This is a genomic window from Undibacterium sp. Ji42W, assembly GCF_049340405.1.
GTDB lineage: Bacteria > Pseudomonadota > Gammaproteobacteria > Burkholderiales > Burkholderiaceae_D > Undibacterium.
In genome coordinates this window covers 155,992-172,215 of sequence record NZ_JBMPOV010000013.1, presented here as the reverse complement: position 1 = coordinate 172,215, position 16,224 = coordinate 155,992, and the positions used below count along the sequence as shown (strand labels likewise).

General features: G+C 52.1%; 14 protein-coding genes. 11 read left to right on the top strand and 3 right to left on the bottom strand.

Annotation, left to right across the window (positions count from 1 at the left end):
• Window positions 1-332 precede the first annotated feature (332 nt).
• The 11 genes from ACO0LG_RS25055 (at window position 333) to ACO0LG_RS25005 (ending at window position 11,635) form a co-directional block, all read left to right on the top strand.
• Window positions 333-1,448: an ABC transporter substrate-binding protein gene (locus ACO0LG_RS25055; protein WP_423030568.1), complete on the top strand. Its 1,116-nt coding sequence runs from the start codon at window positions 333-335 to the stop codon at window positions 1,446-1,448.
• A gap of 59 nt (window positions 1,449-1,507) precedes the next feature.
• Window positions 1,508-2,524, top strand: coding sequence for a Bug family tripartite tricarboxylate transporter substrate binding protein (locus ACO0LG_RS25050; protein ID WP_423030567.1), 1,017 nt, complete (start codon window positions 1,508-1,510; stop codon window positions 2,522-2,524).
• Window positions 2,525-2,589: 65 nt separating this feature from the next.
• Window positions 2,590-3,705 (top strand): ABC transporter substrate-binding protein, encoded by a 1,116-nt coding sequence (locus ACO0LG_RS25045; protein ID WP_423030565.1) that lies wholly within the window; start codon window positions 2,590-2,592, stop codon window positions 3,703-3,705.
• A gap of 130 nt (window positions 3,706-3,835) precedes the next feature.
• A complete protein-coding gene (locus ACO0LG_RS25040) occupies window positions 3,836-5,614 on the top strand; it encodes an ABC transporter permease (RefSeq protein WP_423030563.1) in 1,779 nt (592 codons plus the stop codon).
• A 102-nt stretch (window positions 5,615-5,716) separates the two neighbouring features.
• Window positions 5,717-6,781: an ABC transporter ATP-binding protein gene (locus ACO0LG_RS25035; RefSeq protein ID WP_423030561.1), complete on the top strand. Its 1,065-nt coding sequence runs from the start codon at window positions 5,717-5,719 to the stop codon at window positions 6,779-6,781.
• 136 nt (window positions 6,782-6,917) lie between these two features.
• Window positions 6,918-8,351, top strand: coding sequence for a hybrid sensor histidine kinase/response regulator (locus ACO0LG_RS25030; RefSeq protein WP_423030559.1), 1,434 nt, complete (start codon window positions 6,918-6,920; stop codon window positions 8,349-8,351).
• Window positions 8,352-8,472: 121 nt separating this feature from the next.
• A complete protein-coding gene (locus ACO0LG_RS25025) occupies window positions 8,473-8,871 on the top strand; it encodes a hypothetical protein (protein WP_423030557.1) in 399 nt (132 codons plus the stop codon).
• Window positions 8,872-8,915: 44 nt separating this feature from the next.
• Window positions 8,916-9,860 carry a 4-hydroxy-tetrahydrodipicolinate synthase gene (gene dapA, locus ACO0LG_RS25020; RefSeq protein ID WP_423030555.1) on the top strand — a complete coding sequence of 315 codons (945 nt, stop codon included), beginning with the start codon at window positions 8,916-8,918 and terminating at the stop codon, window positions 9,858-9,860.
• 22 nt (window positions 9,861-9,882) lie between these two features.
• Window positions 9,883-10,530, top strand: coding sequence for a hypothetical protein (locus ACO0LG_RS25015; protein ID WP_423030553.1), 648 nt, complete (start codon window positions 9,883-9,885; stop codon window positions 10,528-10,530).
• Window positions 10,531-10,559: 29 nt separating this feature from the next.
• Window positions 10,560-11,057 (top strand): hypothetical protein, encoded by a 498-nt coding sequence (locus ACO0LG_RS25010; RefSeq protein ID WP_423030551.1) that lies wholly within the window; start codon window positions 10,560-10,562, stop codon window positions 11,055-11,057.
• Window positions 11,054-11,635: a hypothetical protein gene (locus ACO0LG_RS25005; RefSeq protein ID WP_423030549.1), complete on the top strand. Its 582-nt coding sequence runs from the start codon at window positions 11,054-11,056 to the stop codon at window positions 11,633-11,635. Before ACO0LG_RS25010 ends, ACO0LG_RS25005 begins: the two co-directional genes overlap by 4 nt.
• A gap of 111 nt (window positions 11,636-11,746) precedes the next feature.
• On the opposite strand, the gene ACO0LG_RS25000 is transcribed toward ACO0LG_RS25005, so the two are convergent.
• The 3 genes from ACO0LG_RS25000 to kdpD form a co-directional block, all read right to left on the bottom strand.
• Window positions 11,747-12,481 carry a TorF family putative porin gene (locus ACO0LG_RS25000; protein ID WP_423030547.1) on the bottom strand — a complete coding sequence of 245 codons (735 nt, stop codon included), beginning with the start codon at window positions 12,479-12,481 and terminating at the stop codon, window positions 11,747-11,749.
• A gap of 280 nt (window positions 12,482-12,761) precedes the next feature.
• Window positions 12,762-13,469: a two-component system response regulator KdpE gene (kdpE, locus tag ACO0LG_RS24995; RefSeq protein WP_423030545.1), complete on the bottom strand. Its 708-nt coding sequence runs from the start codon at window positions 13,467-13,469 to the stop codon at window positions 12,762-12,764.
• A gap of 15 nt (window positions 13,470-13,484) precedes the next feature.
• The gene (kdpD, locus tag ACO0LG_RS24990) at window positions 13,485-16,202 is read right to left on the bottom strand and encodes a two-component system sensor histidine kinase KdpD (RefSeq protein WP_423030543.1); all 2,718 of its coding nucleotides are present in this window, start codon (window positions 16,200-16,202) and stop codon (window positions 13,485-13,487) included.
• Window positions 16,203-16,224: the final 22 nt, after the last annotated feature.

Below are 16,224 nucleotides of genomic sequence, written 5' to 3'. Positions count from 1 at the left end.
AGGGCGGCTACGCCTGGGTCGCCTTTCTTTGAGTTCTTTCTTTGGCGACGTAAAGAAAGAATTTCGACTGCCGGGCCGAGACCCGGCTTGTGTCCACGGAGGGTAACCGTGTTAATCAAAGTGTGGCATGTCACGAACAATACGGTATACCACGAACGCCACTAGATTCCTGACTAAAGCACGCAGGAATGACGTTAATAAGATTATCCCAATGCACACAACGCTTGAATATTCTCGCATCACAAATCTCCCAAAAGCCCTTTCACTGCAAGCAAACTGAAAGCTCCCCGGCTCTATGCTCCCTTACAAAAAAAATCCCGGAGACTACCATCATGAAGCCCTTACGCCTCAGTTTCTTCCTGCTCGCCTGTTTCATTTGGCCAAGTATTGCCTGTGCAGACGGTAAAATAGTCATCGGTCAGTCAGTAGAATTATCTGGCCAGGCTACTGGCAAGGAAAACCGCGAAGGTGCGCAGTTATATTTTGAAGCACTGAATCGCCACGGCGGCATACACGGCAGGAGCATAGAATTCATCAGCTATGACGACAAACGTGATCCGGCGCTGACCAAAGAAAATACGCTGAAACTCATCAATGATGATCACGCAATTGCCCTGTTTGGCTACCGTAGCACACCGACCATAGAAGCCATACTGCCGCTGCTGGAAAAGCATGCGATACCACTGATTGCGCCTTTTTCTGGTGCACAAAGCCTGCAACAGCCGCTACATGCCCAGGTATTCAACCTGCGTGCCAGCTATCAGGACGAAGCGGCCAAGATGGTGGCTTCACTGGCCGAGCTGAAGATCAGCAAGCTGGCTATCCTGCACCAGGATGACAGCTTTGGTAAAGATGGCCTGAACGGTTTTGTCAGCAACCTGGATAAGCGTCATATGCGTGCCGCTGTCATCGCCAAATATGACAGGAAAGAAATGAAGCTCGATGCTGCCGTTGCCAGTATCTCGGCGGCTGATCCGCAAGCGGTGTTGATGGCCTGTACACCTGCCGCCTGTGCCGATTTCATACGGCAAATGCAGAAATTGGGGAAAAAGCCGCAGTTCCTGATGCTATCGAATGTCAATTCTGATGACTTTTTCAAATCCCTGGGTGCAGAAGGGCGTGGCATCGGTGTCATGCAAGTCATGCCGTATCCGCGTGACATAGGCATACCTGTGGTCAGGGAGTTGCAAAAAGCACTGAAATCGGCAAAAAATCCCCCACCTTTGTCCTATGCTGTACTGGAAGGTTATGTTGCCGCAAAATTAATGGCTGAAACCTTGCGCCGTGCCGGCAATAATCCAGACCCCAAAAAACTGTTGCAGGCACTGGAGAACATGCGCAATGTGGATCTGGGCGGAGTGGAAGTCAGCTATAGCCCCAAGGACCATGATGGCTCGCATTTTGTAGAGCTGACCATAGTTGGTAAAAATGGCATCATACTAAGGTAAGGTAAGCTATGCCAGTCTTGATGTGAAAGCCTACTGAAAGTTTCATTTCGGTATGATCCATGCAACCCTTAGCCTATGGTCTTAACATGCGTATCCGGCCTGCCAATCTGACTTTCCTGCTCTGCAGCCTGCTGGCCAGCCTGCTGGCGTTTGCCGCCAGGCCGGAAACAGCAGAAAAGCATGAAGCGGCCACCTGCATAGTCCCGGCCAAACCCGGCGGCGGCATGGACCTGACCTGCAAGCTCGCGCAGCAAGCTCAGCAGACAAGCACCAGTCAGCCCATGCAAATCAATTACCTGCCGGGCGGTGTCGGTGCGATTGCCTGGACCACCATCATTACCCAGAGAAAAGCCGAAGGAAATACCCTGGTTGCCTATTCCGGCGGGTCACTGCTGAACCTGGCCGAGGGCAAGTTTGGTAAATCCGACGCCAGCCATGTGCGCTGGGTGGCCGCCATCGGTACTGATTACGGCATGATCGCCGTGCGCAAAGATTCCCCTTATAAAAACCTGCGCGAACTGATGGAAGCCATCAAGAGCAAACCTGCCAATATCGCCATCGGTGCCGGTGGTACGGTTGGCAGCCAGGACTGGCTGAAAATGGCCCAAATTGGCAAACAGATCGGCATAGATTCCAAATCCATGCGCCTGGTAGCGTTTGAGGGTGGTGGTGAATCTTTTACTGCCTTGTTGGCTGACCATGTACAGGCAGTATCCGGGGATGCCTCTGAAGCCAGCCTGCATGCGCGTGATGACAAGATTCGTGTACTGGCCGTCTTGTCCGATGCGCGCCTGCCCGGCCCGCTGGCGAATGTGCCGACCGCACGCGAACAGGGCTTTGACGTGACCTGGCCCATCATACGCGGCGTCTATATGGGCCCGCAGGTCAGCGACCGTGATTACCAGAAATGGGTAGAACACTTCCAGCAAGCGATGAACACTCCAGCCTTTGATGAACAAAGAAAAATTCACGGCCTCTTCCCCTTCGCCATGACAGGCAAGGAACTGACCGACTATATACAAAAAGCTGTCAATAATTACCGCCTGCAAGCAAAAGAATTTGGCATGGTGCGTTAGCGCCACATCATTAGTAAGCCCTCATCACTTGGTACACCAGTACAAACAATAACAGGAGAAGACAAATGCAAACAAAAAGATTTTTCGTCAAAAGCATGCTGGCACTGGCTACAGGCAGTGTGCTGCTGAGTACCCAAACTGTGGCCCAGGCCCAGGCGCCAGCCGGTTACCCGGCTGACTACAGCAAGATCGTCGATGGCGCCAAGAAAGAAGGCAAGCTGGTCATCTATAGCGCCACGGACACCAAGGCTGTGGAACCGCTGATCAAGGATTTCCGCAGCATGTACCCGGACGTGCAGGTTGAATACAATGACATGAATTCTACTGAAGTGTATAACCGCTATATCTCGGAAATGGCCGCAGGCGGCAACAGTGCCGACCTGATGTGGTCGTCTGCCATGGACTTGCAGACCAAGCTGGTCTCCGATGGTTATGGCCTGGTATATGCCTCGCCAGAAATCAGCGGCATACCGCCATGGGCGATCTGGAATAATTCTGCTTACGGCACGACCTTTGAACCAGCCGTTTTCGTTTATAACAAACGTCTGGTCAGTGCTGATGAAGTACCAAAAACCCATGCCGAATTTGCCAAACTCATCAATAGCAAACTGGATAAATTCAAGAACAAGGTCACCACTTACGACATCGAAAAATCTGGCGTAGGCTTCATGTTCATCACCCAGGACAGCCGTGAAAACAAGGAGTTCTGGGACCTGGCCAAAGCCTTTGGCAATGCCGCCGTACGCGTGCAGTCTTCTACCGGCACCATGCTTGAGCGCCTGTCTTCCGGCGAAAACCTGCTCGGTTATAACATCCTCGGCTCTTATGCCTTGGTGCGTGCCGCCAAGGACCCATCGATAGGCGTGCAAATCCCTAAAGACTACACCCTGGTATTGTCACGCGTGATGTTCATCAGCAAGGCAGCCAAGCACCCGAATGCGGCCAAGCTGTGGCTGGACTACACCTTGTCGAAACGGGGCCAGACCATGATTGCGAATGAAGCCAAGCTGTATGCGATACGTGCCGATGTCAAAGGTGAAACCACCTATTCTGATCTGGCAAAACTCATCGGCGTTGGCCTCAAACCTTTGCCAGTCAATCCTATGTTGCTGCAATACCTTGATCAAAACAAACGCCTCGCTTTCCTCAAACAATGGAAAGAAGCTGCAGGCAAAAAATAAGCCTGCGGGCACCGTGCTGGTTTCCAACGGCACGGTGCCAACCGGCTCTTCCTGCGGGATATTTTCCCCACGCCGCCTGTATGGCGAACCGCATTCCGATTGAATCTCAACCCTTGATATTGGGCTAAGCATGAGTACCCTGAGTCTCCCTCCGCGCAGCCGGTGGTCGCAATTCAACTGGCCGCGTGGCCTGGTTGTAACCCTGACGCTGCTGGCGATTTTTACGCCGCTGTCACTGATCCTGTTCCAGAGTTTTTTGAATGCACCTTTCTTTGCGCCGGTCAAAGAACTGGGGCTGGATTCGTACCGCTTCATCTTTGATGATCCTGATTTTCGCCAGGCATTCTGGAATGGCCTGATCCTGGCTTCTGGCCTGGCAGCTATTGCCGTTCCGCTTGGTGCCTTGCTGGCATTCCTGATGATACGTACTGATTTGCCTGGCCGTAACTGGATAGAACCAATGTTGCTGGTGCCTATCTTTGTCTCCCCCATGGTGATGGGCTTTGGCTATGTCGTATCGATGGGGCCAGTTGGTTTCTATACCCTGTGGGTCAAGCAATTGACCGGGGTTGAGCCCTGGAATATCTATTCCTTTTTCAGCATAGTCATGATCGCTGGCCTGACGCATGTGCCCCATGTTTACCTGTATTCATCCGCAGCGTTGAAAAGCCTGGGCTCGGACGTCGAAGAAGCAGCACGGGTCGCAGGTGCCTCGCCTTTCCAGGTTGCCATGCATGTGTCCCTGCCGATGATCATGCCAGCGCTGGCTTTTGCTGCCGTGCTGGTGTTCTTCCTTGGCTTTGAAGTGTTCGGCCTGGTACTGGTGCTGGGTGACCCTGAAGGTCATCTGGTGCTGGCTACCTATCTGTACAAGCTGACCAATAAACTCGGCACACCTTCTTATCACCTGATGGCGGCAGCCGCTGTCTGTCTGGTGGCGGTAACCATGCCACTGGTGATGGTACAGCGATGGTTATTGAAGTCAGCGAATAAATACGTATCAATCAAGGGTAAGGGGTCGCGCCAGAAACCGCTGCCACTGGGTAAATGGAAATGGCTGGCTTTTGCTGTTTTGGCTGCCTGGCTGATCTTCACTATCGTATTGCCACTGTCCGGCATAGTCCTGCGTGCCTTTGTCTCGTATTGGGGTGAAGGTGTCAAGCTGGCCGATGTGATTACTCTGCAACATTTCAAGGATATCCTGGAGCAACCTTCGCTGATGCGCGGCATTTTCAATACCGTGCTGATTGGTATCATCGGTGGTGCGCTGGCAGTGATTTGCTACGCTGGTGTGGCGCTGGCGATGCACAGGAAGCCTGACGGCATTACCCGCCTGCTTGACTATAGCGTGCTGGTGCCGCGTGCCATACCTGGCTTGCTGGCTGGCCTGTCTTTCCTGTGGGTGTTCTTGTTCGTGCCTAGCTGGCTGGAAGGTGGCCTGAAGGGTTTTGATAATGCCTTGTGCATCTGGCTGATAGAAAACGTGATACCGCAATTGCGTGCCTTGCGTTCGACCATCTTCTCGGTATGGATTGCTTATTCCGTCGTATGGATGGCATATGGCTTGCGCCTGATCTCTACTGCACTGCTACAAGTTGGCCCCGAACTCGAAGAAGCGGCCCGCGCCGTTGGTGCCAGCCGTGGACAGGTCACGCGGGATGTGACGCTGCCGCTGGTCAAGTTTGGTTTGCTGGGTGCATGGCTGATGGTCTTCCTGATTTTTGAACGTGAATATTCAACTGGCGTGTACTTGCTGTCGCCGGGCACTGAGGTCATCGGTGCATTGATCGTTTCGCTGTGGGCGGGTGGTTCTGTTGATCTGGTAGCGGCGCTGTCGTTTATCAACATCACCTTGGTTGCCATCGGTTTGGGTCTGGCTTTGCGCTTTGGCGTCAAGCTCAGTCACTGAGTTAATCACTGAGTTAGCCATTGCGTCGGTCACTAAATTAGCCACTGATGACATCCCATCAAATTTCATTGCATAGCAATACAAAAAATACGAGAGCACACTATGTCTGAATTAAGCGTACAAGATTTAACCCTGGAATACGGTTCTGGTGCTACCGCCAACCCCATCCTCAAAGGCGTGTCGATGAACCTGCAGCGTGGCGAAGTAGTCGCCTTGCTAGGCCCTTCGGGTAGCGGCAAGACTACACTGCTGCGCGCAGTAGCGGGACTGGAGTCGCCCAAGACTGGCACTATCCACCTGGGTGAACGCGCCATGTTTGATGGCAGCAAGGGCCTGGAAGTGCCGGCAGAACAGCGCAACCTGGGTCTGGTATTCCAGTCCTATGCCCTGTGGCCACACAAAACCGTATTCGACAACGTCGCCTATGGTTTGAAGCTGCGTAAGCTCGGCACCAGCGAAATCAATGACAAGGTCAAAGATGTATTGGGCCAGCTTGGTCTGGGTCATCTGGGTGAACGTTTCCCCCATCAATTGTCAGGCGGTCAGCAGCAGCGTGTGGCGATTGCCCGTGCGCTGGTATACAACCCGCCCGTCATCCTGCTGGATGAACCCCTGTCCAATCTCGATGCCAAACTGCGTGAAGAAGCGCGCGCCTTCTTGCGTGAACTGATCGTCAGGCTGAATTTGTCAGCCCTGATGGTGACGCATGACCAGGGTGAGGCGATGGCGATATCTGACCGGATCCTGTTACTGAACAACGGTGTCATAGAGCAGCAGGGCACACCGCAAAGCATGTATGAAACGCCAGATACCCTGTTCACTGCAGAATTCATGGGCAGCAACAACAAACTCAAAGGCAAGGTAATCCAGCGCAATGGTGACACTGCCACCATCAGTGTCAATGGCGCACAGTTGAAAGCCACGGTGCGTGGCAAGAATGTGGGCGAAGAAGCTACCGCCATCATCCGCCTTGAAAAAGTCAAGATCACCGACAGCCAGGCCGACAACGCCATCAAACTGCCATTGACGACCTGTATGTACCTGGGTGACCGCTGGGAATGCCTGTTTGGCCAGACAGAGGGCGGCTTGCGGGCGTATTCGCCTTTCAAGCTGAGCCCGGGTGAGTATTATCTGCAACTGGATGCCGAGAAACTCTGGTTATACTAAAAATAGCCGCTGTACAGCCCAGGAAAGCCCCACATTGAATAACAATGTGGGGCTTTTTCGCATTCAGGGCAGGAATTTTGTTCAAGACTGTATACTGATGTCTTATTTCATCTTATTTGTCCCACCCGCCCTCAAGATGTCTATTTCCCGCAACTGCCTGCCAACAGTCTTTGCCATGCTGGTTTGCCCCTGGCAAGTAGCCAGTGCGGGCGCGCCTGTCGCTGACCTTATGTCACCCCACGGGCAAGACATCTGGTTCTGGCTATTGCTGGCCCTGCTTGCCCTGGCGATCATTACTGCGGCTTATACATGGCATGTGCGCGCCCTGAAGCGCCAGAAGCGGGCATTGGAAACTGAAATCAGATTACGGACTGCGGAAATACAGGCACAAAAAGAAGAGCTGGAAAAAATCAACCAGGCCTTGTTGAAAGTGAACAAGCGGCAAGAAGCGCAACAAAGCGAATTGACCCGCTTTCTTGCCGTTGCCAGCCATGACCTGCGCCAACCCATGCATGCGCTGAATCTTTATCTCGGTGCCTTGTTCAATTTCGAGTTGCCAGCCGCTGTGCGCCCTGTCGTGAACAATCTCAGGAATTGCGCTCGTACCATGGATGACATGTTTGCGAATTTACTGGACCTGTCACGTCTGGATGCGCAAATCGTCGAACCGCAATTGCAGGAATTTGCGATTGCCGAAGTGCTCGGCAAACTCGACGTGGAATTCACTCCGCAGGCAATCGCCAAGGGCCTGCATTTTGAAATCCATCACAGCATGGCCATCGTTAATAGCGATGCCGATCTGGTCGAGCAGATATTGCGCAATCTGATTGCGAATGCGCTGCGGTATACCCCCGCTGGTCAGGTCGTGGTCAGATGCATGGAGTTTGATCAGCAATTGCAAATCGCCATTGAAGATACCGGCATAGGTATTTCCAAGCATGACCAGGAAACCATCTTTGAAGAGTTCTTCCAGGTTGAATCGACATCAGAATCCAGACGCAGTACCGCAGGCATGGGGCTGGGCCTCGCCATCGTACAAAGACTGGTGCGTCTCTTGCATATCCCCATCAAATTACAATCTCAACCTGGCCAGGGTTCGACATTTGCGATCAGCCTGCCACTGGCTGCCAGCCAGGAAGTCACAGACAAGCATGGCCGCAGCAAGGCCAGCAACAGTGCCTCCTTGCTGCAAGCCCTGATCGTCGTCATAGATGATGATGAAAGCATACTGACTGCCATGCGTTCCTTGCTGGAGCTTTGGGATGCCCGCGTCATTACTGCCACGTCCGGCAAAGAGGCAATGGCACTGTGCAGTGAAGAAATCAAGATCCCTGATTTGCTGATCTGTGATTACCGTCTCGGTTCCAATGAAAATGGTATCGACCTGGTTGCCAAACTGCGCGAAGAATTCAATCTGCAAATACCCGCCATACTGATCACAGGCAATATCTCGCCACACTTGTCGGAAGCTGCCAAGGCCGCTGCATTGACACTGATGCACAAGCCCATACAGGCAGAAAACCTGCATATCAACCTCAAGCAATTACTGAACGAGACGAAAGAGCAATAAAAAAATAATAAGATACGGGTGAAGAATTTATATCCTGTTTACGATTTTCACCCCTGTTTTTTAGAGAATTTTTACGCTGTGGCTGCTAATCTTGTTTTGTGTCAAACAACACGAGATTACGATGAATCAGCATTCCGGTCACACCTCTGAAAACTATGCAGATGTCTTAACATCCTGCAAGCGCGAGAAATTTTTATTTGAAAATCATTGCGAACGCAACAGCGCTTATGCCCTGCATCAGCCTGTCGTCACCTATAAAACGTCAGCGAAATTGGTACAAAATGATTTCGTCATGCGTATCACGGTCGATACTGCCAGCATCACTGAATTACGTCACCTGATCCTCAAATCCTGTGGTGACCTGGTCTTGTTCATGCGCGTCAAACCGATAGACCATGCCAGCAAGATGAAGGTGTGGTTATGCCTGAGCAAGTCCTCGGTCGATATCATCATCAGCCACATCATGCGCGCCTTGCCGCAAGCTGAATTCGGGAAAATCACACCGCTACTGGCAAGCTGATTTTAAGACACGCCGACAACTTCAACTTTTTTAAAGAGATCACTATGTCTATCCACGAAGGCATCTGGGTTCCGCTCGTCACACCGTTTAAAAATGGCAAACCTGAGCTGGATAAAGTACAGCAACTGGCTACGCAATTGATAGCCTCGGGCATACACGGCCTGGTGGTCTGTGGCACTACCGGCGAGGCCGCAACGCTGACTGAAAATGAGCAAAAACAGGTACTGACTGCCGTGCTGGAAATGGCGAAAAATTCATGCCCTGTACTGATGGGCATCAGCGGTAGCGATACGCGCTCACTGGCAGAAAAGGTGCATGGCTATGATGACCAGCATCTGCATGGGTTTCTGGTCAGTGCACCGTCTTATCTGCGTCCTTCGCAAGAAGGTGTGCGCCTGCATTTTGAGAGCATTGCCAGGGCGACTGAAAAAGATATCGTCCTGTATAACATTCCCGCCAGGACGGGGGTGAACATAGACCTGAGTACCGTTATCGCGCTGGAAAAGCAAAAGAATATCGTCGCAATCAAGGAGAGCAGTGGCAACCTGATGCAAATGATGGGTCTGGTAAATTGCAGTCACCTGAAAGTCTTATGCGGTGATGATGCCATGTTGCTCGATACACTGAGCATGGGCGGACAAGGCGCGATTTCTGCTGCGGCGCATGTCAGGCCTGATCTGTTTGTGCAATTGTATGAACTCATGCGCGCAGATTATTTACCCGAAGCACAGGCCTTGTTTGCTGAAATGCAGCCCCTGATACGTCTGCTGTTTTCTGAATCCAATCCGGCGCCCGTCAAGGCAGCACTGGCGATGCAGGGTTTGATACAGGAAGAACTACGCCTGCCCATGACAGCCATGTCCCTTGCTGGAAAAATCAAACTCGCGCATGAGCTGGAGAGACTGGCAGATTTGCCTTTGCCTGTCAAAGCCAGGAACTTGCCTGGCCCTGTTATCAACAATGTACGTACACTGCGCATGGTGCGCTGAATATTTTAATCAAGGCACACCTATGATCATCACCATTGCACATGGCGCGGGAGACTGCGCCAAATCCATCGTGGCCGACAATCTCGCTACCTTGAGAACACTGTCAGGCAGCAAACTCATCCTGCTTGATAACGACGCCCGTCACTCATCATTGGACTGGAGCAGTGCCCGCCGTCGTACGGCTGATTGCACGCCAGTAACCGTGCGCAGAGTCAGCGGCAAAGGCATGCAGGCTGAACTGGAAAACCTGGGCTTTCATTATCAGGATATCGTCATTGATGCAGAGGCACGCGACTGCATGGGTAGCCGCAGTGCATTGCAGGCAGCCAATGTCACCATACTGGTCATCGACCTTGATCAATTGGAGCAGTTGCATGAACATGAGCTGGGTATGCGCATACAGCTCGCACAAGCCGAAAATCCCCGCATGCGGACTCTGGTTGTCATGAGTTGCAGGGACGTTCAGGCTGCCGCCGATAAAGTGAGCAGGGTAAAGAATTTTGTCAATAAGCTGGACGCTACAGAATTATTTCCCTATCCCTTATTTTGCGGTGGCAGTTTTCATCAGGCGTATCAGGATGGCTTGTCAGTCTGTGAATATCCTGCTGCCCATCCCATGACGATCAAGGCCATGCAGGCCTTGTCCAGCAAGGTATTTGCCAGCCATTGAATACATGCGATAGCAGAATACCGTACGCAATGGAACGCTTACTTATTGCACTGGCTGCATACAGCAGTATGACTTTGTCTGGCTTTGCTGTGCTTGCCTATATGCAGATAGAAACCCTGAGATTGCAAATGATTTCTGGACTGGCACTGCTGGTATTTGCCATTTGCATATTCATGGGAATCAAGCCGGCGAATAAAGAAACTGAACAGGGTTTTAACATCTCTATTTGTTTACTGGCTGCGGCGTTGCTGTCTTCACTCATGCTATATCAAGCCAGCATAAATGGCTGGCTGATGGAATGCATACTGATACTTATCTTTATCAGCTTAATACAGATATTCATTGCACTTCCGGCACTGCAGTTGGCTCGTCAAAAAAACTATGTAATGCTCTTCATCAGTTTGCAGAAGTTGATGGCCTTGATATTGGTCATGCTGGCAGTACAAGACTTGCTGTCTAGTGTACATATGCAATTTTCCACAGCCTATCTCCATGTCAATAATCTGCCAGGATTGCGCCTGCCATGATACTGGCGATAGTCACTGCAGATGTTGCATCAGCAACTGCAAACTCAGCCGCGAGGCTGGCCGAGCGCCGGGCACATGCAGGCAGAAACGTGTTACTGCTAAAACAAAATTGCGAAAGAAAACAGCTTAACCAGTACCGGAAAGAAGCTGAGAATATTGCATGGTCGCGCCTGGAGATCAAGTCTGGTGCAAGGCCCAGCTCTCTTTCTTCTGATGCCATGGTTACAGAGCTGATACATGGACATGCGGATTTTAACGATATTGTGATGGATATTCCAAAGCCATTCTATACAGATGCCGCGGCTGCATTGTCTTGCTGTGATCTGCTGATCTGCCATACAGAAATGGATACATGGGATAAAGAAAAGCAGGCAAAACTCTATAAATGCATCAGGCTGGCACGCAGTAAAAATAAGGATTTGCCAGTGCTGATCACGGTAGATAAAATCGCTTGCATGCAAAGCCAGAGGTGTGTCAGCCAGTTATCCCAGCACCTTTCTCATATCAGATTCATGTACCTTGATGAAACGAATGACATGCCGTTGAAAAATCTCTACAGGGCAATCTATTTACCATAATTGCCATGTGCCTATTAACAACTAGAGGTGGTTGCCAGACGAGATCTGCATTTTGTAGGGCGCGCACGGCGCACCCTACAAACTCAGCTTACAGATTTAACAGGCGCCAACTCAGAAAGTCTTGCTAACCGTAACCACCAACGCAGTCTTGCCCAGGAACTTGCCATTGGCTGGTGAAGCATAAGCAACTTCACCGGCATTGGTGCCGATGACGGCTACTGCACCTGTGACGATACCGAAGTCTTTGGTCAGGCCCAGCTTCCAGTCTGTATAACTGTAAGCGCCATTGTTCTTGACTTGCTGATGACCGGCATGCAGGTTCATTGTCAGACCAGTGGCCATTTCCACATTCGCGCCGATGTCCAGATAGCCGCTGTTTTTGCTGTCGGCAAAACCGAACAGGTTGGTCACAGAATGCGAGTATTTGGCATAAGCCGGGCCGTAAGAGAGCTGGCCATAAATTTCTGTGGTGTTGGCACTTACAGCCAGGCCATTTGACGGATAGACATAGGTGAGTACCCCAACGTCATAGCTGATGTCCTTAGTGACCTCACCGCGCTTGCCGGCGTACAGATCAATTTCTACATCGCCACCACCGCCGGCATCCTTGGTCCATTTAATGGTGGATGCCCATGTGCCGGCATAAAAACCGCTGGGGTTGTGGGTATAGTCAGCACCACCCTGCAGTGCAGCCTGCAAGCGTGTTTGCGAAATGCCGCGATAACGGTAGTCAGAAGTCACTGCTGCATTAAAGCTGACTTCATTCTCAGGCTTGGCATCTTCTGCGCTGGCGTATCCGGCAAAAAAGACCGTGCTGATGGCTGCTGCCATGGCGAGTTTTTTCATATTGAGTCCTCTCAAAAAAGTATTTGCAAAATTTAAGGATGCAAAAGTCCCACCGGCGAGCAAAGACTGCTGCCAGTTATTCAAATATTTAGGTGGAAGGACTTACGCAAAATTGTCCCAGCAAGGCTGTCGCTTTTATGAAACCTCCCTTGCAAGGGACGTTCGTTTCGTCAGCAGACAACATATTGTCTGAAACCCTGACTGCACCGTAGCGACGAAGACAGTACTTTAGTACGGCTAGTCGCTGCAACGCAGCTGGCGAGGTTTTGCGGAAGTCCCTTTAGCTTGGGAGCAGGAGGCGGTAGCCTATGGCTGTCTCCGTCAAGAGATAACGCGGCTGCGCCGGGTCATCTTCGAGTTTCTGTCGCAAATGCCCCATATAAATGCGCAGATAATGGCCGCTTTCTGAATGGCTGGGTCCCCAGACTTCACGCAGCAGTTGCGGGTTGGTGACGACCCGGCCTACATTGGTGACCAGCACCATCAGCAGCCGGAATTCTGTCGGTGTCAGCTTCACCATATTGCCGGCCTTGGTCACCAGACGGGCTTTCATATCAACCTTGACATCGCCAAACTGGACTATGCCATCCAGATTGACACCAGGCTGGCGTTGACGCCGGAAGGTGGCACGTACCCGTGCCAATAATTCACCGACGCCAAAAGGCTTGCTGAGATAGTCGTCGGCACCGGCATCCAGTGCCTTGATCTTGTCTTGTTCACTGACGCGGGCAGACAAGACGATGATGGGTACGTTAGACCATTTGCGAACATCCAGGATGAAATCGATGCCGTCGCCATCTGGCAAACCCAGGTCGAGAATGATGAGATCAGGCTGGCGCGTGCCAGCATCCACCAGGCCGCGTTGCAGGTTGACAGATTCATGGACTTGCCATTCCTCTTCTTCCAGCGCATTGCGGACGAAGCGACGGATTTGCGGCTCGTCTTCCACCAGTAGTGCAACTGGCATTGCTTGGTTGCTTATATTCATTTTTTTTGTTTCTGATTATTCTTCCAGGTCCGGCATCGCCGGTGGGGTACCCAGGGGCAAGGTGAAGACAAAGCAGGCTCCACCGTCAGGAGAATGTCCTGCATGCATGCTGCCTTTGTGGGCGGCGATAATGGCGCGGCAAATTGCCAGCCCCAGGCCAACGCCGGGCAGGGCAGATTCGCGTTCACCACGGGTAAATTTTTCAAATACGGCTTCTTCACGCCCGGCTGGCAAACCCGGCCCATTGTCATAGACCTTGGCTTCCAGCATGCTGCCATTAAGTTCGGCTGAAATGGTGATGAGAGAATTTTCTGGCGTGTATTTGCAGGCATTTTCCAGCAGATTACACAATACCCGCTCTATCAGCACCGCATCAAAATTGACGAGTGGCAAAGCGGCTTCCAGTCTGGTCTCCACTTTATGTGTTTGCAATTGCGCACTACAGATGCGCAGGGAGGTACCGACCACTTCTTCAAAAGTCTGCCATTGCAAATTCAGTTTGACTTCACCACTTTCTATTCTTGCCATGTCGAGCAAGTTAGTCACCAGTGCGCTGAGCCGCAGGGTCTCGTCACGCAGGGCTTGCGCCATGAGCAATTGTGCATCTGCCAGCGCGGGTTTAGACATGGCCAGTGATTCCGAGATACCCACCAGCGAAGTCAATGGCGTGCGCAAGTCATGCGACAGCGCAGCCAGCAGCGAATTGCGCAGGCGTTCAGATTCCATGTGGATCAGGGCATCTTGCGCGACCTCGATGTAGTGCACACGTTCCAGCGCAATGGCAGCCAGGGCGGCGAAGGTATCAAGTTGCTGCCTTTGCTCAGGGATCATGATCCAGCGCTTGCTCTCTGGCTGTATCGCCAGCAAGCCACGGGTACGCATAGGGGCCACGAGTGGCAAGTAAAAGAAGTTACTGGCAGGCAGGGTGTCTGTGCCTATGCCTGCTGCCTCTACCTTGTCAAACGCCCATTGCGCTATGCCCATGTCCAGACCACTCACTGTGTTGCTGGGTGGCAGCAAACGACCGGTGTCATCGGGTAATAACAGGGTTGCCTGGGCACGGAAAGCCCTTTGTATAATGCGCTGTGTGGTTTCTGAGATTTGCTCTGCCAGTAACACGCCTGATAAGTCGCGGGCGAATTCATACAGCGCACGCGCACGCGACTCCCTGTGAGATGCCACTCTGGCCTGGTAACGCAAATCGGCAGTCAGGTGACCAGTAATCAAGCCCACCAGTAACATGACGGCAAAGGTCATCAAATACTGTAAATCGCTGACCGCAAAAGAAAAACGCGGTGGCACAAAAAAGAAATCGAATACAGCGATACCAACAATGGTGGAAAGTACCGAGGGGCCACGCCCAAATTTCACTGCAACTAGCACCACCGTCAATAAAAACAACATGGCGATATTGACCAGATTGAACACCTCAAATAAAGGCGTAGCAATCAGGCCGGTCGCAACACTGGCCAATACGGCATACACATAACGCCAATGCCGTGCGGGTACGCGTGGGCTAGGCAACTCGCTGGTGCTGCCAGATCCCGCATTTTTATCATTCTCATTATCTGTCGCTGTGGCCCTGCTGTTGCCAACTTCAATCAAGTCCAGGTCTGGTGCATAGGCGGCAATATCATTCAGATGTGTTGTTTGATGCCATGCAAATCGCCATTTGCTTGCTTTACTCCGCCCCAGGACGATGCGTGAAAAATTATGGCTATGCGCATAATCCACGATAGCCAGGGCAATATCCTTGCCAGTCAGCACTGCGGTTACCGCACCCAGGTCTTGTGCCAGCTTCAGGGTTTTCAAAATGCGTTCACGCTGCGCCGATGGCAGCCTTTGCAATTGCGGCGTCTCTACATACACTGCATGCCATTCTGCATTCATCTGGCTGGCCAGACGGGCGGCACTGCGTACCAGGTGGTCAGCATCACCATGAGGCCCTATACAGGCCAGCAGGGCGGCATCAGTCTTCCAGATCGTGCCTATGGACTTTTCTATGCGATAGGCCTGTACATCGTCTTCTACCCTGTCGGCGGTGCGGCGCAAGGCCAACTCGCGCAAGGCGATCAGATTACCTTTGCGGAAAAAATTCTTGGCGGCGCGCTCTGCCTGTTGCAGCTTGTAGACGCGGCCAGACTTGAGCCTGGCCAGCAATTCGTCGGCTGGGATATCCACCAGCACGACTTCATCGGCCTCATCAAACACCTTGTCGGGCAGGGTTTCATTGACGCGTATGCCAGTGATGCCACCGACCACGTCATTCAGGCTTTCCAGATGCTGGACATTGACGGTGGTATACACATCAATACCGGCGCTCAGCAATTCATCGACATCTTGCCAGCGTTTGGGGTGGCGTGAACCGGCGGCATTCGAATGCGCCAGTTCATCCATCAGTATCAATGGCGGGTGCCGCTCCAGCGCGGTGTCTATGTCAAATTCACTGAGGGTCTTGTCACGGTAGGCTATCGCCTTGGGTGGCAAGACTTCCAGTCCATCGACCAGGGCTGCGGTTTCGTCACGGCCATGGGTTTCTATGACGCCGACCAATACTTGCTGGCCTTCAGCCACCAGTTTGCGGGCGGCAGTCAGCATGGCGTAGGTTTTGCCCACGCCAGCGGATGCACCGAAATAGATACGCAACTTGCCACGCGTGGCCCTGCGTTCTTGCTCCTGCACATGGGCAAGCAAGACATCAGGGTCAGGGCGTTGTTCGCTATTGATGGCCATATCGGTTTTTTTTTACTTCTTA

Coding starts and splice junctions, on each gene's coding strand:
- ACO0LG_RS25050 (WP_423030567.1), top strand. CDS start 1,508: ATGCAACCCTTAGCCTATGGTCTTAACATGCGTATCCGGCCTGCCAAT.
- ACO0LG_RS25010 (WP_423030551.1), top strand. CDS start 10,560: ATGGAACGCTTACTTATTGCACTGGCTGCATACAGCAGTATGACTTTG.
- ACO0LG_RS25035 (WP_423030561.1), top strand. CDS start 5,717: ATGTCTGAATTAAGCGTACAAGATTTAACCCTGGAATACGGTTCTGGT.
- ACO0LG_RS25030 (WP_423030559.1), top strand. CDS start 6,918: ATGTCTATTTCCCGCAACTGCCTGCCAACAGTCTTTGCCATGCTGGTT.
- ACO0LG_RS25045 (WP_423030565.1), top strand. CDS start 2,590: ATGCAAACAAAAAGATTTTTCGTCAAAAGCATGCTGGCACTGGCTACA.
- ACO0LG_RS25015 (WP_423030553.1), top strand. CDS start 9,883: ATGATCATCACCATTGCACATGGCGCGGGAGACTGCGCCAAATCCATC.
- ACO0LG_RS25040 (WP_423030563.1), top strand. CDS start 3,836: ATGAGTACCCTGAGTCTCCCTCCGCGCAGCCGGTGGTCGCAATTCAAC.
- dapA (WP_423030555.1), top strand. CDS start 8,916: ATGTCTATCCACGAAGGCATCTGGGTTCCGCTCGTCACACCGTTTAAA.
- ACO0LG_RS25055 (WP_423030568.1), top strand. CDS start 333: ATGAAGCCCTTACGCCTCAGTTTCTTCCTGCTCGCCTGTTTCATTTGG.
- ACO0LG_RS25025 (WP_423030557.1), top strand. CDS start 8,473: ATGAATCAGCATTCCGGTCACACCTCTGAAAACTATGCAGATGTCTTA.
- ACO0LG_RS25000 (WP_423030547.1), bottom strand. CDS start 12,481: ATGAAAAAACTCGCCATGGCAGCAGCCATCAGCACGGTCTTTTTTGCC.
- kdpE (WP_423030545.1), bottom strand. CDS start 13,469: ATGAATATAAGCAACCAAGCAATGCCAGTTGCACTACTGGTGGAAGAC.
- kdpD (WP_423030543.1), bottom strand. CDS start 16,202: ATGGCCATCAATAGCGAACAACGCCCTGACCCTGATGTCTTGCTTGCC.
- ACO0LG_RS25005 (WP_423030549.1), top strand. CDS start 11,054: ATGATACTGGCGATAGTCACTGCAGATGTTGCATCAGCAACTGCAAAC.